At 55.3% G+C, this 25157-nt stretch carries 17 protein-coding genes; 7 read left to right on the top strand and 10 right to left on the bottom strand.

What is annotated here, in order from left to right; translation table 11 throughout:
* From C5O24_RS03105 to ruvX, 10 genes are all read right to left on the bottom strand, one after another.
* Positions 1 to 446 (bottom strand): FtsW/RodA/SpoVE family cell cycle protein (locus C5O24_RS03105; protein ID WP_161553777.1); only part of this gene is annotated, 446 nt, incomplete at its 3' end.
* 66 nt (positions 447 to 512) lie between these two features.
* Positions 513 to 1862, bottom strand: a complete 1350-nt coding sequence (gene murD / locus C5O24_RS03100) for a UDP-N-acetylmuramoyl-L-alanine--D-glutamate ligase (protein WP_107681432.1) — start codon at positions 1860 to 1862, stop codon at positions 513 to 515.
* Positions 1863 to 1893: 31 nt separating this feature from the next.
* Positions 1894 to 3156 carry a phospho-N-acetylmuramoyl-pentapeptide-transferase gene (mraY, locus tag C5O24_RS03095; protein WP_107036618.1) on the bottom strand — a complete coding sequence of 421 codons (1263 nt, stop codon included), beginning with the start codon at positions 3154 to 3156 and terminating at the stop codon, positions 1894 to 1896.
* 65 nt (positions 3157 to 3221) lie between these two features.
* Positions 3222 to 4676: a UDP-N-acetylmuramoyl-L-alanyl-D-glutamate--2,6-diaminopimelate ligase gene (locus tag C5O24_RS03090; RefSeq protein ID WP_107036617.1), complete on the bottom strand. Its 1455-nt coding sequence runs from the start codon at positions 4674 to 4676 to the stop codon at positions 3222 to 3224.
* Positions 4677 to 4702: 26 nt separating this feature from the next.
* Complete coding sequence (locus tag C5O24_RS03085; protein ID WP_107681431.1) at positions 4703 to 6802, bottom strand: PASTA domain-containing penicillin-binding protein; 2100 nt, start codon at positions 6800 to 6802, stop codon at positions 4703 to 4705.
* Positions 6799 to 7146: an FtsL-like putative cell division protein gene (locus C5O24_RS03080; RefSeq protein WP_107036615.1), complete on the bottom strand. Its 348-nt coding sequence runs from the start codon at positions 7144 to 7146 to the stop codon at positions 6799 to 6801. The genes C5O24_RS03085 and C5O24_RS03080 overlap by 4 nt, the downstream gene beginning before the upstream one ends.
* Positions 7147 to 7163: 17 nt before the next feature.
* Positions 7164 to 8072, bottom strand: a complete 909-nt coding sequence (gene rsmH / locus C5O24_RS03075; RefSeq protein WP_107036614.1) for a 16S rRNA (cytosine(1402)-N(4))-methyltransferase RsmH — start codon at positions 8070 to 8072, stop codon at positions 7164 to 7166.
* Between the two features lie 267 nt (positions 8073 to 8339).
* Positions 8340 to 10025 (bottom strand): energy-dependent translational throttle protein EttA, encoded by a 1686-nt coding sequence (gene ettA / locus C5O24_RS03070; RefSeq protein WP_107036613.1) that lies wholly within the window; start codon positions 10023 to 10025, stop codon positions 8340 to 8342.
* Between the two features lie 54 nt (positions 10026 to 10079).
* On the bottom strand, positions 10080 to 10646 hold the full coding sequence (gene def, locus C5O24_RS03065) for a peptide deformylase (protein WP_107036612.1): 567 nt from the start codon (positions 10644 to 10646) through the stop codon (positions 10080 to 10082).
* A gap of 60 nt (positions 10647 to 10706) precedes the next feature.
* Entirely contained in the window at positions 10707 to 11135 is a 429-nt protein-coding gene (gene ruvX / locus C5O24_RS03060; protein ID WP_107036611.1) for a Holliday junction resolvase RuvX, read from the bottom strand.
* A 79-nt stretch (positions 11136 to 11214) separates the two neighbouring features.
* On the opposite strand from ruvX, the gene C5O24_RS03055 reads away from it, so the two are divergent.
* The 7 genes from C5O24_RS03055 (at position 11215) to C5O24_RS03020 (ending at position 24649) form a co-directional block, all read left to right on the top strand.
* Positions 11215 to 14457, top strand: a complete 3243-nt coding sequence (locus C5O24_RS03055; protein WP_107681430.1) for a S41 family peptidase — start codon at positions 11215 to 11217, stop codon at positions 14455 to 14457.
* Between the two features lie 408 nt (positions 14458 to 14865).
* Positions 14866 to 15456: a DUF3575 domain-containing protein gene (locus C5O24_RS03045; protein WP_107036609.1), complete on the top strand. Its 591-nt coding sequence runs from the start codon at positions 14866 to 14868 to the stop codon at positions 15454 to 15456.
* 18 nt (positions 15457 to 15474) lie between these two features.
* Positions 15475 to 16890, top strand: a complete 1416-nt coding sequence (locus tag C5O24_RS03040; RefSeq protein ID WP_107036608.1) for a hypothetical protein — start codon at positions 15475 to 15477, stop codon at positions 16888 to 16890.
* 150 nt (positions 16891 to 17040) lie between these two features.
* Positions 17041 to 19113, top strand: coding sequence for an Mfa1 family fimbria major subunit (locus tag C5O24_RS03035; protein ID WP_170067068.1), 2073 nt, complete (start codon positions 17041 to 17043; stop codon positions 19111 to 19113).
* A 22-nt stretch (positions 19114 to 19135) separates the two neighbouring features.
* Positions 19136 to 20146, top strand: a complete 1011-nt coding sequence (locus tag C5O24_RS03030; RefSeq protein WP_107036607.1) for a FimB/Mfa2 family fimbrial subunit — start codon at positions 19136 to 19138, stop codon at positions 20144 to 20146.
* Positions 20143 to 21429 carry a hypothetical protein gene (locus C5O24_RS03025; protein WP_107036606.1) on the top strand — a complete coding sequence of 429 codons (1287 nt, stop codon included), beginning with the start codon at positions 20143 to 20145 and terminating at the stop codon, positions 21427 to 21429. The genes C5O24_RS03030 and C5O24_RS03025 overlap by 4 nt, the downstream gene beginning before the upstream one ends.
* 16 nt (positions 21430 to 21445) lie before the next feature.
* Complete coding sequence (locus tag C5O24_RS03020) at positions 21446 to 24649, top strand: DUF4906 domain-containing protein (protein ID WP_107681428.1); 3204 nt, start codon at positions 21446 to 21448, stop codon at positions 24647 to 24649.
* Positions 24650 to 25157: the final 508 nt, after the last annotated feature.

Genomic DNA, 25157 nt, shown 5'->3' with positions numbered 1-25157 from the left:
GCTATGACCAGGGCGGCCGAGAGTTTGAGGAACTCCGACGGCTGGATGGTGATGCCCATGAGGTTGAAGCTGCGCCGGGCGCCGTTGACTATCTCGCCGCAGAACAGCACGTAGAGCATCATCCCTATACTTGCTATCACAAGCACCCATATCGGTTTTTCGAATTTCTGATAGGGCACGCGCTGTATGTAGAGCATAAGTCCCAGACCGATCACAAGCAGACCCACGTGGCGCACCAGAGGACCGAAGACGCCCAGGACGCCATGCACGTTGACCTCGCGCGACGATGCGCTGTAAAGCTCTATCAGCGATATTAGGCAGAGCATTATATATATGCCCCAGATGTGTTTGTCGGAGCGTGCGTTGGCCTCGATCTCGGATTTCGCGGGCTTTGTTGCCGCAGGCTGCGACATGTCGACCGGCGGGATTATCTCAAAATTTTCCATAGTCTGTGACGGTTGTAGATGGGCTTATGGTTGCTTGCGATGATGTGTGTCGTGTGGTGAGGTTTGTCATTTCATTGCGGCTACGGCCTGCTTGAACTGGCGGCCGCGGTCCTCGTAGCTGCTGAACAGGTCAAAGCTTGCGCAGCAGGGCGAAAGCAGCACCGTGTCGCCCGGACGGGCTATCTCGCGGCATGCTGCCATGGCTTCGTCCAGTGAATGGGTGTCGCGGATCTGGTCGACGATGCCGCCGAAGTAGCTGATGAGTTTGGAGTTGTCTTTGCCCATGCACACGATCGCTTTCACTTTCTCGCGCACGAGCGGCTCTATCTCCGAATAGTCGTTGCCCTTGTCTTTGCCGCCGAGTATGAGCACAGTGCCCTTAGGCATCGATTCAAGCGCATACCAGCATGAATTGACGTTGGTGGCTTTGGAGTCGTTGATATAGCGCACGCCGTCGACTGTTCCGGCCGGTTCGAGGCGGTGCTCCACTCCTTCGAAGTCCGACAGGGCGCGGCGTATATCCTCTTTTTTTATGTCGAGCAGGCAGGCCGACAGACCGGCAGCCATCGAATTGTATAGGTTGTGGAGGCCGTTGAGCGAAAGCTCGGCGCGTGGCATCTTCAACGATGTTTCCGATGTGTCAAACACCAGTTCGCCCGCGTCGTCGACCCATGCGTGGCTCTGGTGTTCCTCGTGCTCGGCAAATGGAAAGAGGCGTGCCTCGGTGGCTATCTGTTCGAGTTGCCGCTGTATTGTCGGATCATCCTGCCAGAAAATGAAGGCATCCTCCGAGGTGAGGTTGCGGATGATTCTGAATTTGGCCTTGACATAGTTGTCCATCTTGTAGTCGTAACGGTCAAGATGGTCGGGAGTGATATTTAGCATCACGGCTATGTTGGCCTTGAATTCATACATGTTCTCCAGCTGGAAGCTCGACAGTTCGATCACATAGACGTCGTGGGGCGTGCGGGCCACCTGCAGCGCGAGGCTGCGGCCCACGTTGCCGGCAAGTCCTACGTTGATGCCGGCCTCACGGAGTATGTGATAGGTGAGAAGGGTGGTTGTCGTCTTGCCGTTAGACCCGGTTATGCACACCATTTTGGCGTCGGTGAAGCGGCCGGCCATCTCTATCTCCGAAATTACCGGTATCCCTTTTTCGGCTATAGCTTTCATGACCGGTGCGGTAGGCGGTATGCCGGGACTTTTCACGACCTCATCGGCCGAAAGAATGCGCTCGAGTGTATGCTGTCCCTGTTCCCATTCTATGCCTTCGGCTTCAAGCTGCTGGCGATAGCGCTCTGGAATCTGTCCGAAGTCGGAGAGAAACACTTCCATGCCTTTGTCCTTGCCGAGGATAGCTGCTCCGACGCCGCTTTCGCCGCCGCCAAGCACTACCAGACGCTTGCGATTGTTCATAGTTGAGTAATGTATTGATGTCGTTTTATGGTTAGCGTATCTTTAGTGTCACGAATGTCACAGCAGCCAGCAGAATGGCTACTATCCAGAAGCGTACCACTATCTTTGACTCGGGAATCGCTCTCAGCGGAGCCTGTATGAGCGCTTCGATGCCGGAGTTGCCGGGTTTCTGGAAATGGTGGTGCAGGGGGGTCATCTTGAACACACGTCTTCCTTGGCCGTAGCGTCGTTTGGTGATCTTGAAGTAGGCCACCTGGATCATTACCGACAGGTCTTCGATGAAGAATATGGCGCACAACAAAGGTATCAGAAGCTCCTTGCGTATGAGTATGGCAAACACGGCTATTATGCCGCCGATGGCCAGCGAGCCGGTATCGCCCATGAACACCTGTGCCGGAAAAGCATTATACCACAGGAAGCCGATAAGAGCACCGATGAAGGCGGCCATATATACCACAAGCTCTTCACTGCCCGGGATATACATGATGTTGAGATAAGTGGAGTAGATCATGTTGCCGCCAAGGTAGGCCATGATAGCGAGCGCCACGCCGATGATGGCCGACACTCCCGTGCACAGTCCGTCGAGTCCGTCGGTGAGGTTGGCGCCGTTGGATGTTGCGGTGATGACGAAGATCACTACGATCACAAACAGGATCCATCCGGCGGTGGCGGCGTGCTCTCCGGTCCACGATGTGAGGTAGGCATAGTCGAAATTGTTGTTTTTGACAAACGGTATGGTGGTCTGTGCGGCCTTGATGTTCTCATTCTGGCCGGTGACGACGATCTCTTCGCCGCGTGGCTCCATCGTTTCCACATTCTCCCGCATCACAATGTCGGGACTCATCCACATGGTGCATCCCACGATCAGTCCGAGTCCTACCTGCCCTACGATCTTGAATTTGCCGCTCATGCCGTCTTTGTTGTGGCGTTTCATCTTCAGCCAGTCGTCGGCAAAGCCGAGTGCTCCGAGCCATACGGTGGTGAGCAGCATCAGTGCCATGTAGATGCTGCTGAGGTTGCCTACAAGCAGGCAGGGCACCAGTATGGCTATGATTATGATGACGCCTCCCATGGTGGGAGTGCCTTTTTTCTGCATCTGTCCTTCAAGGCCGAGATCGCGCACTATCTCTCCCACCTGCATCAACTGCAGGCGGTCGATGATACGGCGTCCGAACACCATGGCTATGAACAGTGCCAGCACGAAGGCGGCTCCTGAACGGAAGGTTATATAGTTCATCAGGCGTGAGCCCGGTATGCCGGTTTCGGCCAGATAGTCAAACAGGTAATACAGCATCGTTGTCTGTCTATATGATGGTGTGTTTGTTTATTCGGGGTGAATTTTTGCGTGATGGTTATGTGTCAGAGCTGCGACAGCGCCTCTTGCACTACCTCGCGGTCGTCGAAATGATGTTTCACGCCGCGTATCTCCTGATAATCCTCATGTCCCTTGCCGGCCACAAGCACCACATCGCCCTCCTTGGCCAGGCTGACGGCTGTGCGGATGGCCTCGCGACGGTCGGCGATGCACAGCGTGGCTGCAAGTGCGCGTGCGTCGAGGCCTTCGCGCATGTCGGCGATGATGGCGTCGGGTTCTTCGTCGCGCGGATTGTCGGAAGTGAGTATCAGCCGGTCGGAGCGAAGGGCGGCTTCGCGTGCCATGATGGGCCGTTTTCCTTTGTCGCGGTTGCCTCCGGCGCCTACCACGGTGATGATCTGTCCGCGGCCACCGACTATGTCGCGTATGGTGGAGAGCACGTTGACGAGGGCGTCGGGGGTATGGGCGTAGTCGACGATGGCGGTGACTCCGTCGGTTGAGTGGAACGGCTGGAAGCGTCCGGCCACGGGCACCAGACGGCTCATGTCGACGAGCACACGGTCGGGATTCCATCCGAGCAGCAGGGCGGCGCCGTAGACGGCTGTCAGGTTGTAGGCATTGAAGCGTCCGGTGAAGAGCACCTCCACTTCATGTCCGTTCAGAGCCAGCAGCGTGCCGTCAAGACGGCTTTCCACGATCTTGCCGGTGAAGTCGGCGCGGGTGCGCAGGGAGTATGTGTGTCGGCGTGCGTCGGTATTCTGCAGCATGACCTCTCCGGCCTTGTCGTCGGCATTGGTGAGCGCGAAGGCCGTGGCCGGAAGGTTGTCGAAAAAAGATTTTTTTGCAGCCAGATATGCGTCGACGGTCTTGTGGTAGTCAAGATGGTCGCGGGTGAGATTTGTGAATACGCCTCCGGCGAAGTGCAGTCCGGCTATGCGGTGCTGGTGGGCGGCATGAGAGCTGACCTCCATGGCCGCATATTCACATCCGGCATCGACCATCTGCCGGAGCAGGCGGTTGAGTGTCAGCGGGTCGGGTGTGGTCTGGTCGGCATGTACGGCTTCGGTGTCTATATAATTGACAACGGTAGAGAGCAGTCCGGCCTTGTAGCCTTCGAGGCGTGCCATCTCATATATGAGAGTGGCTGTGGTGGTCTTGCCGTTGGTGCCGGTCACGCCTACGAGCTGCAGCTGGCGCGATGGGTTGCCATACCATTGCGATGCGAGAAAGCCTAAGGCTACGGCCGAATCAGACACCTTGACGTAGGTGACAGTCGATTCAAGCCGTTCGGGAAGCTCTTCGCACACTATGGCGGCCACTCCGCCGACAGTCACTATCGGTATGAACCGGTGTCCGTCGACATTGACGCCTCTGACCGCTACAAACAGCGATCCGAGGCTTATCTTGCGCGAATCGCACTCGAGCGATGTGATTTCCACTTCTTCGTTGCCGATCACTTCCTCTACGGTGATGGCTGACAGCAGATGCGAGAGTTTCATAGTCTGTATAGTATGTTTTTTTGTTTTTATTCAGTGAGTGAGAGTGTGACGCGGTGGCCGCGCGGAGCGGAGTTGCCTGCGGCCGGTGTCTGTCGTGTGACGTAGCCGGAGCCGCTGAAGGTCACGTTGTAGCCGGCCTTCTCCAGTATGGAGATGGCGTCGCGTAGTCCGTAGCCCACAACGTCAGGAATTCCCTTGTCGATGTCGCGGGGGCGCGTCAGCGAACGGCGTGCTCCTTTGACTTCCAGTTCACTTCTCACCCGTTCGTGGTGTCCGTTGCGGGCGGTGGCATAGAGCACCGGCGAGTCGCCGGCCGCTTTCTCGGCCGATAGATCCGACGAGTTGCCGAGCATGCCGCGCGAATATAGCTTGAGAGCCACGTTTTTCACCACCTCACCCGATGTCGACGCGGCTCCGAGAGCGTTCTGCTTCGGGTGGCAGGTGAGTACGATGCATGAGTATTTGGGGTTTTCGGCGGGGAAAAATCCGCAGAAGGCGAGTCGTTTCTTTCCGGTGTTGTAGGTGCCTCCCTCTATCATGTAGCATGTGCCGGTCTTGCCTGCGATACGGACGAGATCGTTTTTCAGGCGTCGGCCGGTGCCGTGTGCGCCCCACACCACGTCGGTAAGCATGCTCTGGAGCTTCTTTGCGTTGGCTTCGGAGCATATACGGTCGCGGATATATGTGACGGGCAATATCGAATCGATATCTTCGCCGGTCAGACGGCTGACGAGCCTCGGCCTGACGTAGCGGCCGCCGTTGGCGATGGCATTGTAGACCGAAAGGGTGTAGAGTGGCGGTATTTCTGTGGCGTAGCCGTAGCACTGGCGCGAGAGTGATATTCGTCCTCCGCGGTTAGATGGCACGGAGTCGACGCGCGGAACGCTCTCGCCGGCGATGCCCGTATTCATTGGCTCGAGAAATCCTATCTGTTTGAGCCGGTGGTAGAATCCGCCGGGGTGCGCGTCGTAGCGGCGTGTGATGATGCGTGTCATTCCGATATTGCTCGACTGTTCGATGACTTCGGCCACAGACAGCGATGAGCTGTAGTGGGAGTCGGTGATGCCGCGTCCGCCTGCGTATGGGAATGATTTGCCTATCGGTATCTGTTCGCTGAGGTCGTTGACTATGCCGTCCTCCAGTGCTATGAGCATCGAGATGGGTTTGATTACCGAGCCTGGCTCATAGCCGAGCACGGCTCGGTTCATGCCCTCGATATATCCCGGTGCCGACGGATTTTTTTCGAGGTTGGATATTGCCTTGATGTCGCCTGTGGCCACCTCCATCAATACGGCGACGCCCCAGTCGGCGTTGACGTATGTAAGCAGGTTGTTCAGCTCGTTCTCCACGATGTCTTGCATCTTGATGTCGATGGTGGTGCGTATGTTGAGGCCGGGTATGGCCGGTTTGTCGGTCCAGTTGACGATACCTCTTGTGAGCGCAACCTTCTTGGCTATGCCGGGGGTGCCGAACAGCATGCTGTCAAGCGCTTTTTCAAGCCCTGAAATGCCGTGGATCTCCTTGCATTTCCGGGTGGCGCCGACACCGCCGATGCTTCGGCGCGCCATATCGCCGTAGGGGTTGACCCTACGCATTTTAGACTCTACCGACAGGCCGTTGCGGTTGCGGTTGGGAATTTTGAAGAACGGGAATGTGCGTAGCCGGCGGTAGTCGGCATACGATATGTTGTCAAGCAGACGATAGGCTCTCGGACGTTTGGATTTATCCTTGATGTTGTCGATAGGCTTGAGCAGATGGGCGCGCCATCCTTTGGCGTCGCGCACCGGGAAGTAGCGTGCCAGAGAGTCGGCTATGGTGTCGATCTGCTGTCGCAGCCGGTGCTCCATGAAGCGTTCGCTGCGGTAATCAATTCTGACGGTGTAGTATCGCAGGTTGGTGGCGAGGATGCTTCCGTCGGCAGCAAGTATATTGCCGCGTTCGGGGGCTATCGTGTCGCATCTCGACAGTTCGCGGTGAGCCTTTTCGTTCCATGCGTCAGCCGATACGACAGTGTTGTCGACCACGTGCCACACGATTCCGGCTGCACACGCCAGCATTGCCGCCACGATCAGCGCGTAGCGGCGGTTCATGTGTTTGCGGTTGGATCTTTTCTTTGGCTGGCTCATCGTGAGGGAAGTTTGTATGGTGGACGTTGTTGAACGTGCAGATTCAGTCCGAGCGAATCCACGAGCTGCTGCATCTCCGATTCGCGGGTGCGGCTCATGTAGACCGACCTGACGCGCATTCGTTCGGTCTTGACGATCTCAAGTTCGGTGTTGAGCCGCCTGATCTCTTCCATTTTTGTCTGACAGTGGTATTTGTTGGTTATAAAGACCATTATGACAGTGAATATGGCGAACACCTTAAGCCAGTGGCGTGCGAAGAAGTCGCTGGAGATCACCTGTCCGTAGATCAGGCGTCCGGCTATCGACCCTTTCTGCTTTGGTTTCGTGGATGATTTCTTTGACATGGCTTGCAGACGGGCGGTTAAAGTTTTACGGCGGTGCGCAGTTTGGCACTGCGTGAACGCGGATTGCGGTTGATCTCATCTTCGTCTGGCACCATGGGTTTCGACGTTATCTGTCGTAGCGGCGCTTCTGTGCGTCCGAAAAAGTCTTTTTCAATCCGTCCTTCGATGTTGCCGGTCTTCATGTAGTTTTTGACCATGCGGTCTTCAAGCGAATGGTAAGTGATGATGGCCAGACGTCCGCCCGGAGCCAGGAGGCTTGTCGCCTGATCGAGGAAGGAACTGAGCGCGTCGAGTTCGCCGTTGACGGCTATGCGCAAAGCCTGAAATACCTGTGCGAGTTCTTTCTTTTCGGCTTTGGGGCTTATCAGTGGCCTGACGACGGCGAGAAGCTGTTCGATGGTTGTGATTTCTTCGCGGCTTCTTGCTTTAACGATGGCTGCGGCTATGCGGCGTGACTGGCGTAGCTCGCCGTAGAGGCTGAATATGCTTGCAAGCGATTCTTCGGAGTTTTCGGCTATGAGGCGGGCTGCTGTCAGGTTTGACCGCTGGTTCATGCGCATGTCGAGCGGGCCGTCCCAGCGGAACGAAAATCCCCGTGCCGAGTCGTCGAAGTGGTGGAACGACACTCCCAGATCGGCCAGAATGCCGTCCACGTGCTCCACGCCGTGGTAACGCATGAAGTTTCGCAGGAAGCGGAAGTTGGAATGTACGATTGTAAACCGTGGGTCGCGGAATGCTCTCTCCACGGCTTCGGAGTCCTGGTCGAATCCGTAGAGATGTCCTGTGGTGTCGAGCCGCTCCACAATGGCGCGGGAATGTCCGCCGCCACCGTAGGTGACGTCGATATAGATGCCTCCGGGACGTATCGCGAGGGCTTCGAGGGTCTGCGGCAACAAGGCCGGTATGTGATACACTTCTTCGGTCATATTTCCACCACTGAATTGGGGGTCGTAAAGTTAGCTATTTTTGACGTGAATTTACAATTTCAAACGCCAAATTTTTATGGATGTTAATAACTTGATGCGTTCCGTATTGATATTTGGCTGTTTATCAACGCTATAATCAACGATGGCGATATTTGCAAATGTAAATTTTATGAGGCTTGATAAAACATATCCGACGGTCATGGCAAAGCTTTTGTGGATGCTCTGCTGACGACCGTCGGACTGTATTTGCGAGTTGCTGATATCGCTTTATTCCATCAGTTTGCGGTAGCGGCGTCGCGGTGGCTCTTTGCCTCCGTTCTGTGCGCGTTTGTAGTCCTCATAGTCGGAATATGATCCGGCGTAGAACACGACTTTGCCGTCGCCCTCAAAAGAGAGTATGTGAGTGCAGATGCGGTCGAGGAACCATCGGTCGTGGCTTACGACCACAGCGCAGCCTGCGAAGTCCTCCAGTCCCTCTTCAAGCGCCCGCAAGGTGTTGACGTCAATGTCGTTGGTCGGCTCGTCGAGCAGCAGCACATTGCCCTCTTCCTTCAGAGCCATCGCAAGGTGAAGGCGGTTGCGCTCTCCGCCCGATAGCACTCCGATCTTCTTTTCCTGATCAGCTCCGGAGAAGTTGAATTTCGACAGGTAGGCACGGGCGTTTACGTCGCGGCCACCCATGCGGAACGACTCAGTGCCCTGGGAGATGACTTCGTAGACGCTCTTCTCCGGCAACAGATCGTGATGGGTCTGATCGACGTAGGCAATCTTGACGGTTTCGCCTACTTCGAAGCTTCCGGCGTCGGGCTTCTCCTGACCCATGATGAGGCGGAAAAGCGTGGTTTTGCCGGCTCCATTGGGTCCTATCACGCCGACAATGCCTGCGGGCGGGAGCATGAAGTCGAGATCCTTGAACAGCTGTTTCGAACCGAAGGCTTTCGACAGCCCGGTGGCTTCGATCACTTTGTTGCCCAGACGCGGGCCGTTGGGGATGAATATCTCCAGACGTTCCTCACGTTCGCGCTGGTCTTCGTTGAGAAGTCGGTCGTAGCTCGACAGGCGCGCCTTGCCTTTGGCCTGACGCGCTTTCGGAGCCATGCGCACCCATTCAAGTTCGCGTTCGAGGGTTTTGCGGCGTTTCGAGGCCTGTTTTTCCTCCTGTGCCATGCGTTTGGTCTTCTGGTCGAGCCATGACGAGTAGTTGCCCTTCCATGGAATTCCTTCGCCACGGTCGAGTTCGAGTATCCAGCCTGCCACGTGGTCGAGGAAGTAGCGGTCGTGGGTGATGGCTATGACTGTGCCCTGATACTGTTGCAGGTGTTGTTCGAGCCAGTCGATCGACTCGGCGTCGAGATGGTTGGTCGGCTCGTCGAGCAGCAGCACGTCGGGCTGCTGGAGCAGCAGCCGGCAGAGCGCCACGCGGCGCCGTTCGCCTCCCGAAAGGGTGGCGACAGGCTGGTCGTCGGGCGGGCACTGCAGGGCATCCATGGCGCGTTCGAGGCGTGAGTCGATGTTCCATGCGTCGGCGGCGTCAAGTGCGTCCTGCAGCTCGGCCTGACGGGCTATCAGGGCTTCCATGCGGTCAGGGTCTTCAAATACTTCGGGGTCGGCGAAAGCTTCATTGACCTTGTCGAATTCGGCAAGGAGATCCATGGTGGGCTGTACGCCTTCGCGCACCACCTCGATGACGGTTTTCTGCGGGTCGAGCTGCGGATCCTGCTCAAGGTAGCCCACGGTGTAGCCCGGCGCCCACACCACTTCGCCCTGATAGCTTTTGTCGATGCCGGCTATGATTTTCAGAAGTGATGATTTGCCGGAGCCGTTGAGGCCTATGATGCCAATCTTGGCGCCGTAGAAAAACGACAGATATATGTTTTTAAGTACTTGTTTTTGCGGAGGATAGGTCTTGCTTAAGCCTACCATTGAGAAGATTACCTTTTTGTCGTCGGCCATATTTATTGTATATTGGTCAGAGTGTGGGTATTGATGGTTTTAGAGTTGAGCCGATTATCGCCGGCGGCTGGATGCATGTCTCACAGGATAGTCGCATCCGGTGCGACCTTCGGCTATGTCCTTTAGCTTGCGGCGTATCAGCTGCTTGCGTATGGGCGATATGTGGTCGATGTAAAGCTTGCCTTCGAGATGGTCGCATTCGTGCTGCACGATGCGCGCCAGAAAACCGTCGATGATCTCCTCGTGGGCATTCATTTCGGCGTCGAGCCAGCGTAGCCGTATGTGTTCGGTGCGTCCGACGTTTTCCGATAGTCCGGGTAGTGACAGGCATCCTTCGGATCGGTTGATGCGTTCGCCTTCAAGTATTTCTATTTCAGGGTTGATGAGTGTCATCTTGCGTCCGGCGCATTCCGGGAAGCTGTCGGCCACGGGTGAGGCGTCGATGACAACAAGTCTGATGCTTTTGCCGATCTGGGGCGCGGCGAGTCCGACGCCTTCGGAGGCGTACATTGTTGCATACATGTCGTCGATGAGTTTTGTAAGCTCTTCCGACGATTCCTTGACGGGCTCTGCTGTCTGTCGGAGCACCGGATGTCCGTAGAGGTATATAGGTAGTTTCATTGCTGTGTTGATAAAGCTATTGGATTGTGACTGGTGTCGGAACCGTATGGGGGGGCAGCGTTACTCTCTGGAGCTGTACTGGCGGCTTTCGAGATAGGAGTTGAGTATGAGCACTGCGGCCATGCGGTCGGCGAGCGACTTGTCGCGGCGTTGCGTGCGGCTCATTCCCGAATCGATCATTGACCGGTGGGCTATGGCTGAGGTGAAGCGCTCGTCCCACATGACTATCTCCATCGCGGGGAGCGCCTTGCGCAGACGTGCTATGGCCGGACGGATAAAACGCATGGATTCCGACTCGTTGCCGCGAAGGTCGCGCGGAAGTCCGGCTACGATGAAGTCGACCTGCTCGCGGGCGCAGTAGCCGGCGACGAATGCAGGCAGTCCGGCGGTGTCGACGGTCTGGAGCGCTGTCGCAACGATGCGCAACGGGTCGGTTACCGCCACTCCGCAGCGGCGTCGGCCGAAGTCTATGCCTATGATTCTTCCCATTTTGCTGCAAAGTTACATAAAAAATCTCTCTTTTTTGTCTATATTTGCAGTCAGAATCAATCATAACTTCCACAGCAATATGAAAAAAGTATTTTTTGCGGTCGCAATGATCGCAGCAGCGGCTACGGCCGGCGCTTCAGAGGCGCCGCTGTGGCTGCGCAATCCGGCTATTTCGCCTGATGGCCGGACTATCGCGTTTACATATCGCGGTGATATATTCACCGTCGGTGCCGGCGGCGGACAGGCTCGTCAGATCACGACCAATCCCGCATACGATACAGCTCCGGTGTGGAGTCCCGACGGAAAATCGATAGCTTTTGCGAGCGATCGCGACGGTTCGATGGATGTATTCATCGTACCGGCTACGGGAGGACAGCCAGTGAAGCTCACTACGCATTCTGCGGCTGAGACTCCTGTTGCTTTCCTCACTCCCGATACATTGCTGTTCAGCGCGGCGGTCATGCCGGCTCAGGCCGACATACAGTTTCCGTCGTCGCTTTTTCCGCAGACCTACAAGGTGAGTGTCAAGGGCGGGCGTCCGCAGATGTACACTTCGCTTGCCATGGAGCAGATTTCGGTCAATCCTGTGGATGGCAGTATACTCTATACCGATAAGAAGGGCTATGAGGATCCCCTGCGCAAGCATCACACATCGTCGATCACCCGCGATATATGGCTTGCCGACCACAACGGACGTGCGGGATTCAAAAAACTCACATCGTCGACCGGTGAGGATCGTAATGCTGTATGGACTCCCGACGGACGGTCGTACTATTTCCTGAGCGAGCGCGACGGCGGTTCGTTCAATGTTTACAAGGCCACTCCGGGCTCTTCGGAGGTGAAGCGCGTCACCGACCATGCGAAGCATCCTGTACGTTCGCTGTCGGTGGCATCTGACGGTACGCTCTGCTACAGCTACGACGGCGAGCTGTGGACGGTCAAGGAGGGTGCTGCTCCCTCGAAGGTAAAGGTGGCTATCGCTGCCGATTACAATGAGAAGCCGCTCGTGGCTCAGGTGCGTCGCAGCGGCGCTACCGATCTGGCAGTGTCGCCTTCGGGCAAGGAAGTGGCGTTCATCCTCCATGGCGACGTGTATGTGACGTCGATCGAATATGCCACTACCCGGCGCGTTACCGACACTCCGCAGCAGGAACGCGATCTGAGTTTCAGCGCCGACGGCCGCAGTATAGTGTATTCGGCCGAGCGCGGCGACACATGGGGCATATATCGAAGCTCGATAAAACGTCCCGAAGAGAAGCTGTTCACCTATGCCACCGAGATCGAGGAGGAGCCGCTTGTGGCCGACGGCCGCACTTCGTTCCAGCCGGCATATTCGCCCGACGGCAAGGAGGTGGCGTTCCTGCGCGACCGCACGGAGCTGTGTGTTATCAATCTCGCCGACAAGAAAATCCGCACGGTGCTTGACGGGAAATACAATTACTCGTATTCCGACGGCGACGTCACTTACAGATGGAGTCCCGACAGCCGCTGGTTTCTGGTCGACTACATAGGCCATGGCGGCTGGAATAATAAGGATGTGGCTCTGGTCAAGGCCGACGGATCCGGCGAGGTTACAAATCTTACGGAGAGCGGATATACCGACGGCAATGCAAAGTGGGTGCTCGGAGGCAAGGCCATGATATGGGAGAGCGACCGCGCGGGCTATCGCAGCCACGGCAGCTGGGGTTCGGAAAGCGACACCTATATAATGTTCTTCGATCCTGAAGCCTGGGATCGCTTCCGTCTTTCGAAAGAGGAGCTCGCTCTGCTTGAGGAGGCAGAAAAAGACTCCAAGGATAAGGCTGACGACTCGGTCAAGAGCGATAAGAAGGGTAAGAAAGGCAAGAAGGATGCAGATAAAGACAGCGAGAAAGCTTATAAGGTCGAAGCTCTTAAGTTTGATCTTGACGGACGCCGCGACCGCGTGGCGCGTCTGACCGGCAACTCTTCGCGCATGGGCGACGCCCATCTCTCTAAAAAAGGCGACAAGCTGTATTATTGCGCCGCTTTTGAGGATGGATACGACCTCTGGGAGCGTGATCTCAAGGAGGGTACGGTGCGCAAGCTTGCCAAGGGCGTAGGCGGATTCATGAATCCCGGCAAGGATGAAAACAAGGTGTATGTGGTTCGCCGCGGCAGTCTGACCGAGGTGAATCTAAGCGACGGCAAGACCAAGGATATCGCTTTCGAGGCCGACTTCAACTATCGTCCGGCTATGGAACGTCAGTATATATTCAATCACGCATGGCGTCAGGTCAACGACAAGTTCTATGATCCGAAAATCCATGGTGTGGACTGGGAAGGATACCATGAAGCCTACGGCCGCTTCCTTGACCATATCGACAACAACTACGATTTTGCGCAGATGCTGTCGGAGATGCTCGGCGAACTGAACGGATCGCATACAGGCGCACGTTATTATGCCTACGGTTCGGCACAGCCTACGGCTTCGCTCGGAGCGTTCTTCGATGAGGATTACAAGGGCGACGGACTGAAGGTGACTGAAGTAATAGCCCGCGGTCCGCTTGCGACGTCGGGCAACAAGGTGCGTCCGGGTGTAGTCATCGAGAGTATCGACGGCCATAAGATAGCTGCCGGCACCGACTATTATCCTCTTCTTGCCGGAAAGGCGGGCAAGAAAGTGACTCTCGGTGTGGTGACTCCCGAGGGACGACGTGAGGAGCAGGTGGTGAAGCCTATAGGCTCCGGTCAGCTCAATGACCTGCTCTACAACCGGTGGGTGGAGCGCAACCGTCAGGCTACGGCACGGATTTCGGGCGGCCGGATCGGTTATATCCACGTAAAAGGGATGGACAGCCCCAGTTTCCGCACTGTCTACTCTGATCTGCTCGGACGTTACCGCGACTGTGACGCCGTGGTGATCGACACGCGTCACAATGGCGGCGGATGGCTTCACGACGATCTGGCCACGCTCCTCAGCGGCAAGCAGTATGCCGAGTTTGCTCCGCGCGGGCAGTATATCGGTTCGGATCCGTTCAACAAGTGGCTGAAGCCTTCGTGTGTGCTCGTGTGCGAGGACAACTATTCCAACGCCCATGGCTTCCCATGGGTCTACAAGACTCTCGGCATCGGAAAACTTGTCGGAGCGCCTGTTCCCGGTACGATGACGGCTGTGTGGTGGGAGTCGCAGATTGATCCGACGATCGTGTTCGGCATTCCGCAGGTGGGCTGCAAGGATATGCAGGGCCGCTATCTCGAAAATCTCGATCTCAACCCTGATATATTGATATACAACACTCCAGAGCAACAGCTCAGCGGTGACGACCGGCAGCTTGAGGCTGCGGTGAAGTCGCTGATGTGATCGGGAATATAATCAAAGTTGATTCAGGATATTGTGCCGATAAGGTACAATATCCTGATTTTTTATGATTGATTTTGACATCGCATTATGTGGTCATATTGTGGAAAGTCAATGGGTTATGCAGGATGAATATGCATTGGTTGTGTTTGTTAACAAATATTAACGGGGGGGGGGTAATTTTTAGGTATATTATCATTACCTTTGCCTTGCCAAAGGTATATGCGTACTGATGGCAGGAAAATTTATGGATGGGAATATGGAAAGCACCGGCAGTATGCATGAGTTACATTAGCGAATACGGTAGGCCGATCATGTAAAAGAGGTCGCCGATACGTCGTAACCATATCCTGAATCAAATCTAAATCATTATCATAAGTGTTTATTAGTCAAATCAAACAGATAGCATAAATGAAAATACTTTTGAAAAGCAGCCTGCTGGCACTGGCCATGCTCTTTGCCGGATCGTCGGAGATCCAGGCGAGAGATCTGGCATTAAAGACCAACATACTCTATGATGCTGCCTTGACGGTGAATCTGGGTGGCGAGGTGGCTTTGGCCCCGAAATGGTCGTTTGATCTGTCGGGTAACCTTAACGCATGGACTGTCAACTCCCATAAATGGAAGCACTGGATGGTGCAGCCAGAGCTGCGCTACTGGTTCTGTCAGGAGCTTCAGGGACATTTCGTCGCCGCCCACGCGCTTGGAGGCCAGTACAACGTGGGTAATGTCGACCTTGATTTCAAGATGCTCGGCACCGATTTCCGCAACCTCAAGGATCGTCGCTATCAGGGATGGTATGGAGGTTTTGGCGTGGCCTACGGCTATTCGTGGATACTCGGCCGCCACTGGAATCTTGAGGCGGAGCTGGGTATTGGATGGATCTACACTAAATATGACGTGTATCCGTGCGCCAAGTGCGGGACGAGGCTTGCCAAGGATCGCAGCCACAACTATTTCGGCCCGACCAAGGTGGCTTTGAATCTCGTACATGTATTCTAACCCTCCCAACCGACTACGATGATGAAAAAAATACTGATCTCTATGATTCTGGGTGCGGGCGCTGTGTCGGCGTTCGCATCGGTGCAGGCGGCGTCAGGCACGAAGCTTAAGAACGTCGGCGTTGAACGCACCGAAAACACACTGTATCTCAACGGCGAGGTGCCACTGGGTCGCGTCGACGGCTCAAACCGTGAAGTGTGGGTGACTCCCGTGCTTCGCAACGGCAACGACTCGATAGAGCTGGGCACGACGGTGATCGCCGGTCGCAACCGTTATTATCAGGCTTTGCGCCACGATCTCGAAAAGCGCGAGGGAGTAGCTCTGGTGCGTTCGGGTGCCAATATGAAGTCATTGCCTCTGGCTGTCCAGGTTCCATATCAGAAATGGATGGGCGGCGCGGAGATGCATGTACGTTACGAAACCAAGGGATGCTGCTCCGACGATCTGGGCCGTGAGATAGTGCCGCTCGGACGTCTTGATCTTGAACCGAAGAAGTTCGAGCCGGTGTTTAACTGGATCGCTCCTACGGCTGAGGCTGTGAAGATACGCGAGCTCAAGGGTCAGGCGTTTATCGATTTCCCGGTCAACAAGACAGTGATATATCCCGACTATCGCGGCAACCAGGGCGAACTCGCCAAGATACGCGCCACGATCGACACTGTGATCAACGACAAGGATGTGGAGATCACGGCTCTTTCGATCAAGGGCTTCGCATCGCCCGAAGGACCGTGGAACAACAACGTGCGTCTGGCCAAAGGACGTACGGCGGCGCTTAAGAGCTACGTGGAAACGCTCTACCACTTCTCGCCCGACTTCATACAGACCTCGTATGATCCCGAGGACTGGGGCGGTCTGCGAGCCTATATGGTGAAGAGCAACATGGCTGACAAACAGGCCATCATAGCCCTTATCGACAGCGATATGGAACCTGATGCCAAGAACAGCAAACTGCAGCGCGACTTCCCCGACGCCTACCGATTCCTGCTGGCCAACGTATATCCGGCGCTGCGTCATTCGGACTACCGCATCGAGTATCGCGTGCGCGCTTTCAGCGACGTCAACGAGATCATAGCGTTGTCGCGCACCCGTCCGCAGAATCTGTCGCTGCAGGAATTCTTTGTGGCAGCGCGCTCGCTAGAACCCGGCTCGGACGACTACAACGAACTGTTCGAAACCGCAGTGCGCATGTTCCCTGAATCGGAAGTAGCCAACCTCAATGCCGCCAATGCGGCTATGATGCGCGGTGACATGGTGGGCGCCAAGCGTTATCTCGACTGTGCGGGAGAGGGTGCCGAGGCCACGTATGCCCGCGGAGTGTATCACGCTCTCGAGGGCGACTATGATGCCGCCAACCGCTACTTCCAGCGTGCTGCCCGCATGAAGGTGGCCGACGCTCCGGCTGCTTTGGAGCAGCTTAAGGAGGTGGCTGAATAAAACTGCAGGAACGATCCGTCAGGATTACCAGGATAATGTCCCTGTTTCCTGTGGTGGCGTTTCATTAAAGCCGGCCTGCAGCCGGCCGGAACGCCACCGGGGAAACTCAGGCAAAGATATAGACCAACCATAGAAAAAACTCAAGCAAATATGAAATTATACCACACACTTATCGGTCTTTGCACGGCTGCCATGGTGGCTTCGTGCAGCGACGACACTCCGGGCGTGAATCCCGGCAATACCGAGATGCCTGCCGACAGCTATGCATGGTTTGGCATGGGAGTGAAACTTCCTTCCGACGCTGACTCGCGTTCGGCAACGACCGACAATGGTTCGACCGGCGGCACAGAGATAGGCCGCACGGAAGAAAACCGCATCCATCGCGCGCTGATAGTGTTTGCCGACAAAGACAACGGCTTCATCGCATACGCCACTGCATCGCAGGGCGGCATATCGGCAGGTACAGGCTCTACGACGTCGACATCGGGCACCGGTTCGATCACGACAAACCCCGACGGTGTCAGCGCCGGTATACTCGCTTCTGTATCGGCCTCGCATATCAACGCGTATTACTCGAAGAAAGCTGATCCGACCACAGGAATACTCATGGACAACATGGTCAACGTCTATGTGTATGCCAACTATCCCCAGGATCTGCTCGATTCGTTCAAGGCTATGGGCGATGACGCCGTGGGTCGCTCGGACTGGACCGACTTCTACTGTGAGGTGTCGGAGCGCTCGTCGGATCATGGCAGCCTCACCGAAGACGATAATAAAAACACATCTGTGCTTGATGTCGTATCCGGTCTGCCTATGAGCAATGCCGCAATAACAACGGCCTACATACCCAAGAGCATCCACGACTGGCTTCCTTTCACCGACGAGGATCACCCCTTCAAGATGTCGGAGGCCAACACCGAAGGCGACAAGATCGACAACTCCTTCTCGTCGGTCAATATGACCGGCGGCCCGGTACAGCTTCAGCGCTCTGTGGCACGTTTCGACTTCAAGGATGGCTCGCGCAATAATTTCACGTATCATGTAGGTGTCTACGGTCAGGGGGGCAACACTCTCGACGTGCAGCTCATACGCATGAATCTCGTGAACATGAGCAAGCATTTCTACTATCTGCAGCGTGTCAGCAACAACGGCCACGCTTCGGGCGAGGGCTTCAAGCTCTGCGGCCGTGATCTGCCGGGCAACTATATCGTCGATTATGCGGCCGATCTCAAGTGCGTGCATCAGGATGGCGGCGAAGTGATGACCGGTATCGGCGACAAGGGCAACGGATATTCGAAATACTACAACTTCTGCTTCGGATCGGGCGACAACAGTGAAGACTGGAAGATAGATCTGGCTGCCCGTGACCAGTGGTATCGCGATACTCCGTCGGAGGTCGTGAGTCAGGGATCCAATATGAGTGACGCCACCGGCGAGTACAAGATATGGCGCTATGTGACCGAAAACGCCATACCCGGCATAAACCAGCAAAAGGTGTCGTTGTCTACCGGAATCGTATTCAAGGGCATGCTGCGCAATACACCCAATACCCCGGCCAATCTCCGCGACGCGATCAATGAGAACTACTATGTCGACGCCGCAGGCAACAAAGTGGATCGCGACGCTCCGGGAGCCACGCTCGACCATCCGATATTGTATCTGTTTGACAATGTGCTTTACGTCAAGTTTACGGCAGTGATCGCCGCAGCGCAGGGCACAGCTCCCGGCGACGTGCTCAACAACGCCGTGCTCCGTCCCAACACCGACAAGGGTTATGCCCGTTCGGTGGCTGACTACTACACTGCATGGCAGACAGCCGGCGGAGGCCAGGAGTCGGGCGAGCAGGGTTATGCCCAGTTCATGGAATTCAAAAAGGCCGCTGTCGACGCCGGTATCACCATCTACCAGTGGGCCACCGACGAATATCTCGGTCAGGGACAGACAACTCCCCACAAGGGCTACTTCTGCTACTATTACTACTGGAACCGCCACAACGACAACAATATCCCCGGCGTGATGGGTCCGATGGAGTTTGCCGTGGTGCGCAACAATGTCTACAAGATCTCTGTTGACCGCATACGCCGCATCGGACATCCGCGCCGCACGGAGAACGATCCCGATCCGCAGAATCCCGAGACTCCCGACGAGGAGAGCGACGTGTATCTCGACGTGCAGGTGACCACTCTCCCCTGGGTTGTGCGCCGCAATTCGATAGAATTCTAACAACCATTATCAGAAACTTGCAATGAAAATCACAGATACAATACGTCGTATATGGAACGGTGTGGCTGTTTCTGCCGCCATCGCCGCTCCGGCGGCAATGGTCACGTCGTGTGACAGCGCCATCTACGACGACCTCGAACCGTGTCGCGTGGGTGCCGAGCTGAGGTTTGTTTTCGACTACAACATGGAGTTTGCCAACGCATTTCCCTCGCAGGTCGACTGCCTTACGCTCTATATCTACGACGGCAACGGCAATTATGTGGCCACGCGCATCGAAACCTCCGAAGTGCTTGCCGACGAGAACTGGCGCATGGTGATAGACCTGCCTGCCGGCGACTATCATCTGATAGCCTACGGCGGCACAGCCTGCGAGGAGGCGGCCTATACGACCGCCACACCTCAGGCCGGACACCACTACACGGCCATGGGTCATGAGATGAAGGCGGAGCGTGTGGGCACGCACCTCCACGATCTATACTACGGATCTCTCGACATGACTGTCAGCGATAAGGACAACGAGTACACTCTGGCTACGCTGCCGATGATGCGCGACACCAACACCCTGCGCATACTGCTGCAGCAGCTCAACGGCGATCCGCTCGACGACAATGACTTCGTGTGGGAGATCACCGACGACAATACCCGTCATGCCCACGACAACAGTGTGGTGCCCGCCGGCGGGGTGACATACGCTCCCTGGACCACCGGAACTGTCGCCACCGGCATAGACGAAGCAGGCAACGAGGCTGTGCTCGCCTACAGCGAGATGTCGACCGGACGCTTTGTCACCGGCAACAGCCCGCGCCTGAAAGTGAAGAAGGCCGACGACGGCAGCGAGATCATCAACATACCGCTGGTCAACTATCTGCTGCTCTACAAGAGCGAGAAGTTCAACAAAATGTCGGATCAGGAGTATCTCGACCGCGAGCATCACTGGAACATGATCTTCTTCCTCGACGCCAACAAACACTGGGTGAATACCCAGGTGGTGATCAACGACTGGGTTGTACGGATCAATAACGCTGACCTATGATTTTTGACAGGACAATATCAACTAACCCGGCACGTCGATACGGACTTGCTGCGATGGCGGCTGTGGCTCTCGGATTGGGAGTCATGGCGACGGCATGCTCGTCGGGCGACGAACCCGGACGTCCGGCCGACGATGAGTCGACTGTCACGCTCAAGCTCAATATAGCGGCAGTCGATCCGGTGGCCGGAGAGGGTTCGCGCGCTACAGAATTCGAGCAAGAGGCGTCGATACGCGAGATGATACGCACCCTGCGCATCATCATAGTGCACGACGATCCGGCCGACGCGTCGCGTAAGAAGGTTGAATTCAATCAGTTCTGGGATCTGGCCGGAGAGGCCGGCGCCGACGACAAGACACAGATCGCGGCTACGGCCAGCAAGGAGATCAATGTCTATGCCGGAGCGGGCGACGGCGACTCGGATCTGAAAGACATATACGTCATAGCCAACGAGCACGGCCTTTATTCGGGATATTCACGCGATGCCGCCTCGACTGCCGACCGTGTGCTCGGCTCGATAGATCTCTCCAACGCCGTGTATGGCAGCGGAGCGTACCTCTCCGGCGATGATCTGGAGCGTCTTGAACAGCTGACATTCGACTTCAATCATGCAGCCGACGTCAAGGGTCTGATACCGATGTCCGAACACCATCAGGTGACGGTGCGTCATCCGAGGATCGACGAGCAGGGCAATCTTGTGGACCGCGATCAGAGCGTGAACATCTTCCTGACGCGTGCGCTTGTGAAAGTGACGGTAAAGGTGACCAACAAGACGTCGCGTCCTCTCGAGTTAACCGGCTACAGGCTGACCAATATGTCGCCGAAGAGCTATCTGTTTCCTTTTGAAACGGTCTACAGCCCGGCCAAGGAGCTTTGCCAGAGCGAGGCGGCTGTAGCGCCGCGCGAGATAACCGCTTACAGCATACCTTCGCAGACGCCCGGCACGTTTGAGCGCAAATTCAGCGTCCTCTCCCCGAGCGCAACACCGGCCGACCGTCAGGATCCCTACGCCATGGATCCGATAGCAGCCGGCGATAGCCGCACTCTTCCGGCGGTCTACATGCCCGAGAGCAAGGCCGGCGCAGGCTTCGCCGTCAACCTGTCGCTCTTCGGAGCCTATCAGGTGTCTGACAAGACGCTCGACGGACTGTCGGGATCTCTTCCGCGCAACACTCATCTCTATATCGAGGCCACGGTGAGCGATATGGAGGTGAAATATGAGGTTTGGGTGCATCCCTATCGTGAAGTGGAGCTGAAGCCCGGCTTCGGACTTCCAAAGAAATGAATTCTTAATTTGAAACATGATGAAACGCAGTATATATTATCTGATAGGTCTGCTGGCGGGTATGGCGCTGTGGAGCTGCTCGGACGACGCTCTCTATGATAAGGACGACGGTTTTGACGGCGACTGCACCATATCGGCATCACTGACTTTTCAGGCCGAGGACGTGGATCTGGGGTCGCGTTCGGCCGGCGACCTCATACAGAACATACAGACGCTCCATGTGCTCGTCTACGACACGCAGGGCGCTCTTGTAAAGTGCTACAGTCACGATGAGCTGAATGACTTCGTCAACACTGACAATCAGGATAACCGTGACGACCAGTCGCTCGGCGATGACAAGGCCGGGCGGGCTACGTTCAGCCTCACTCTGCCTCGCGGACGCTATCATATCTATGCAGTGGCCAATGTGCCCGATCTGCATACGCGGTCGAAGGACATAGCTACCCGCGACAAACTGAAAGCTATACGCTTCGCATGGGATGGCAAACGGGTGGCCAACAACAGCCAGATGTTCGGAGTGTTCAGCACGAGCGGTTCGCCGAGCGCCACTGACGAAAACCCGATAGTGCTCAACAAAGCCAATCTGACCGTCAAAAGCTGGCTCAAAAGGCTTGCCTCAAAGGTGACAGTGGCTTTCGACGGTTCGGATCTTTACGACAATATCGAGATCTACATTAAGGATATCCGAATAAAGGATATACCCAAGAACTGCACGTTGGGTCTGCCGAATACTCCGGGCGACGCCGGCGACAGCAACGGAATGAAACGTTATGAAACCGAGAACGGAGTGATAGCCGACGGCGAGGTAAGAATAGTCAACGAAGATCTACCCGAGGATGATAACAGTCTGTATCCTGCTCAGTTTTATCATGTATGTAACAATAAGCACCGTTACGGCGGCAAGGGCGACGAGGGCAGCGATCAGTCGATTCTTGACAAAACGCATGCCCACACAGCCGAATCGCTCTATTTCTTCGAAAACATGCAGGGAAAGGGCAAGGAGAAGCATCAGTCGATCGACGGTGAGAAAATATGGTATCCTGAACCGGTGGAGGGCGATCTCCAGTCGGGATGGAAGGATCATAAGCCTTATGGGACATACGTGGAGGTGAGCGGTATATATCGCAACCGCACCACCACTACTGTCGGGAAAATCGTCTACAGATTTATGCTCGGTCAGGACATCGACACCGACTACGACGCACGTCGCAACACTCACTACAAGCTGACGCTTGCATTCCACGGCAACGGCAACGAGGCCGACTGGCATATTGACTTTGACGAGGATCCGGGCATCTACGTGGTTTCGCCGCAGTATATATCGTATCTCTACAACAAGGAGATGCAGATGGACGTGAAGGTGGTGGGCGACATTGATCCCGAATATGGTCTGAAGGCTGAGATACTTCAGGAAACATCGTGGAAGCCGTGGGGCGACGGTTCGGAAGACTTCCCCACGCCGTCGACAGATTTCTATTCACAGATTCCGGTGTTTAATGATGGTCCATGGAACGCGTTTCTCTCGTTGAGGCAATCGGTCGACACGAAAGTGGAGGATCCGGCGTATAACGACCAGCCTTCGTATTCAGTGCCATGCGACACCAAGTATAACCAGGATTATTGGAAGGATAAAAAGCGTGGAACACGTACATATTATCCCGACGGCAAACCTGACGATTATGGCACTGATCCCGATTATAAGTATTCAGTGCAGCAGGGTGAAGGCTCCAGTCTGTTCAGCATACATCTCTTTACGAGAGCCAAGGAACTGGTGACGAAAACAGGTTTTTCGGGCAATAATCCCTACTATTCATATCCACGCCACGGCAAAATCAGATTTTCGGCCAAGCTCAAAGACGGAACGCAGCTGTCCAAAGAGGTGGATATAATTCAGGTGAGGCGTGTGGTGAATCCAAAGGGTGTGTGGCGCAGCCATGATAATCAAGAGGATTTTCATGTGACGCTGATGCGTTTGCCACAAGAAGATGCAACAAATTTCGTACCGTTCACGTCTGAGGGACCATGGTATGCCGAAGTGATAAAAGGCGAAGCTTATTTCGAACTTGAAACTACGCCGATCGGACGTGATGATGGAGCTACGGAGAGGGGCAAACGAATCGAGGGCGACTCGGAGCACTTGATCGACTTCAAGATCAAGTTCAAAGGCACGTATGCATCAAATGAGGTGCATTGCGGGCTGGTGAAGGTGCGCTATCACAACTACACATGCGAGCATGTGATCATGGTGCGTCAGGGCTATGCCCCGATCACTATGGACGGCGGAGCGCGCAGTGACGACAACCCGGCATGGGGGTCGTTTAATGTGTATTCGTTGACCGGAGGATATAAGAAGGGGAAGTATACGGCCGATTTTGTTGAGTCGCCACTCTTTGAAGGTTCGTACTTCAGATGGAACAATGTCAATGCTATCCTTGCGTCGAACAACGATAAAGTGGGCTTCGGAGAGGATGGAACAAATGCACGATTTGATGTAATAGACTGGAATGATCAGCACAAGACTATGCTTTGGCGGGATATTGTCGGAGGGGATGATGACTGGGAAATCAACAATGACGGAGCGCGGGTGGCCCGCTATGAGGACTTCGAAAAGCTGCTATCTACTACGGGCAGCAACATTGAGAAAGCCTATGGGGTGCTGTATGGCGACGGAGCCACCGAAACTGCTACCGCTGTTGCCGATGCGCTTGGCTATGACGACGCAACGGGCGGCGCATCGATAAAAGGTATGCGCGGATGCTTTGTGTTCCACAGCGACACCGGCAACAATATCTTTTTCCCTATAGGCAAGTCGGGTCACGGCCGACGCAAGTCGGGTCGTGGAAAGACCGATGCTGTCGGGGATGAAGGCAGTGGTGAGGCCAATATGGATGGCGTGTTGCGATATGCCCAGCGCCATGCAGTGTTCAAAGAACGGAAGGAATATACGCTTGCTTTAGGAAAAGATTATAATGGCGGAGTAGAGTATATGCCTATGTTTTATGATCTTTACAAGCGATACGGTGCTGTCTACTGGCTTGAACGGCCGGGTGGCCCCGGAGCTGTTTCCGGTGATCGGACCAAAGGCCATACGGCGTGGGATATAAACTACTTCACGATGGGCTTCGAGAGTTTTGAAAACGGTGCTATTGGAGCGCTAAACGGTATTAAAGGCTTCGACCAAAGCGACGCTTGCCTGATGAGGGTGGTTTATACGAAATAGAATACTTCTTTAATGGCATTATAATTCGGCGGGCGCGGGATGCTTAGGCTTCCGGCGCCCGCTTATATTGCGTTAGTCCTGTCGGCATCGGATGCGGTGTCAAAAGGGAGTGAGCATGCTTTTTGCGTGACGTTTTACATACGTTTTGCGATGCGTCTTGCGAAAAAAAGCGGGCAGGGGGTTGCATGGACGAAAAAAATGCGGTAATTTTGCCGAGGAAAATCACACACTTACAAGCCTGCACTTCCGGAGGGGAGTGTTCCGCCAAGCAAATCGGGGCTGACCGGTTTTGACAGCGTGTAGAGGTGGTATGTAAGCATGCAGAGCAATGATGGCTACGCTCTATAATCTGGGACATCGCAAGTTTTAAATGGCGAAAACAACTACGCTCTTGCTGCCTGATTGAAGTACAGTAGATCGGCTTAATCCCGGCAACAGTTGCCGGGACAAGACATCGCCCGATTGTCGTCGTCCCGAGACTAATCGACAAGGCGGTGCAGTTAAATCG

It is taken from the genome of Paramuribaculum intestinale (assembly GCF_003024925.1).
In the GTDB taxonomy this organism is placed as follows: Bacteria; Bacteroidota; Bacteroidia; order Bacteroidales; family Muribaculaceae; genus Paramuribaculum; species Paramuribaculum intestinale.
This window is presented reverse-complemented; position numbering and strand designations above follow the sequence as displayed.

Coding starts and splice junctions, on each gene's coding strand:
- murD (WP_107681432.1), bottom strand. CDS start 1,862: ATGAACAATCGCAAGCGTCTGGTAGTGCTTGGCGGCGGCGAAAGCGGC.
- mraY (WP_107036618.1), bottom strand. CDS start 3,156: ATGCTGTATTACCTGTTTGACTATCTGGCCGAAACCGGCATACCGGGC.
- C5O24_RS03090 (WP_107036617.1), bottom strand. CDS start 4,676: ATGAAACTCTCGCATCTGCTGTCAGCCATCACCGTAGAGGAAGTGATC.
- C5O24_RS03085 (WP_107681431.1), bottom strand. CDS start 6,802: ATGAGCCAGCCAAAGAAAAGATCCAACCGCAAACACATGAACCGCCGC.
- C5O24_RS03080 (WP_107036615.1), bottom strand. CDS start 7,146: ATGTCAAAGAAATCATCCACGAAACCAAAGCAGAAAGGGTCGATAGCC.
- rsmH (WP_107036614.1), bottom strand. CDS start 8,072: ATGACCGAAGAAGTGTATCACATACCGGCCTTGTTGCCGCAGACCCTC.
- ettA (WP_107036613.1), bottom strand. CDS start 10,025: ATGGCCGACGACAAAAAGGTAATCTTCTCAATGGTAGGCTTAAGCAAG.
- def (WP_107036612.1), bottom strand. CDS start 10,646: ATGAAACTACCTATATACCTCTACGGACATCCGGTGCTCCGACAGACA.
- ruvX (WP_107036611.1), bottom strand. CDS start 11,135: ATGGGAAGAATCATAGGCATAGACTTCGGCCGACGCCGCTGCGGAGTG.
- C5O24_RS03055 (WP_107681430.1), top strand. CDS start 11,215: ATGAAAAAAGTATTTTTTGCGGTCGCAATGATCGCAGCAGCGGCTACG.
- C5O24_RS03045 (WP_107036609.1), top strand. CDS start 14,866: ATGAAAATACTTTTGAAAAGCAGCCTGCTGGCACTGGCCATGCTCTTT.
- C5O24_RS03040 (WP_107036608.1), top strand. CDS start 15,475: ATGATGAAAAAAATACTGATCTCTATGATTCTGGGTGCGGGCGCTGTG.
- C5O24_RS03035 (WP_170067068.1), top strand. CDS start 17,041: ATGAAATTATACCACACACTTATCGGTCTTTGCACGGCTGCCATGGTG.
- C5O24_RS03030 (WP_107036607.1), top strand. CDS start 19,136: ATGAAAATCACAGATACAATACGTCGTATATGGAACGGTGTGGCTGTT.
- C5O24_RS03025 (WP_107036606.1), top strand. CDS start 20,143: ATGATTTTTGACAGGACAATATCAACTAACCCGGCACGTCGATACGGA.
- C5O24_RS03020 (WP_107681428.1), top strand. CDS start 21,446: ATGATGAAACGCAGTATATATTATCTGATAGGTCTGCTGGCGGGTATG.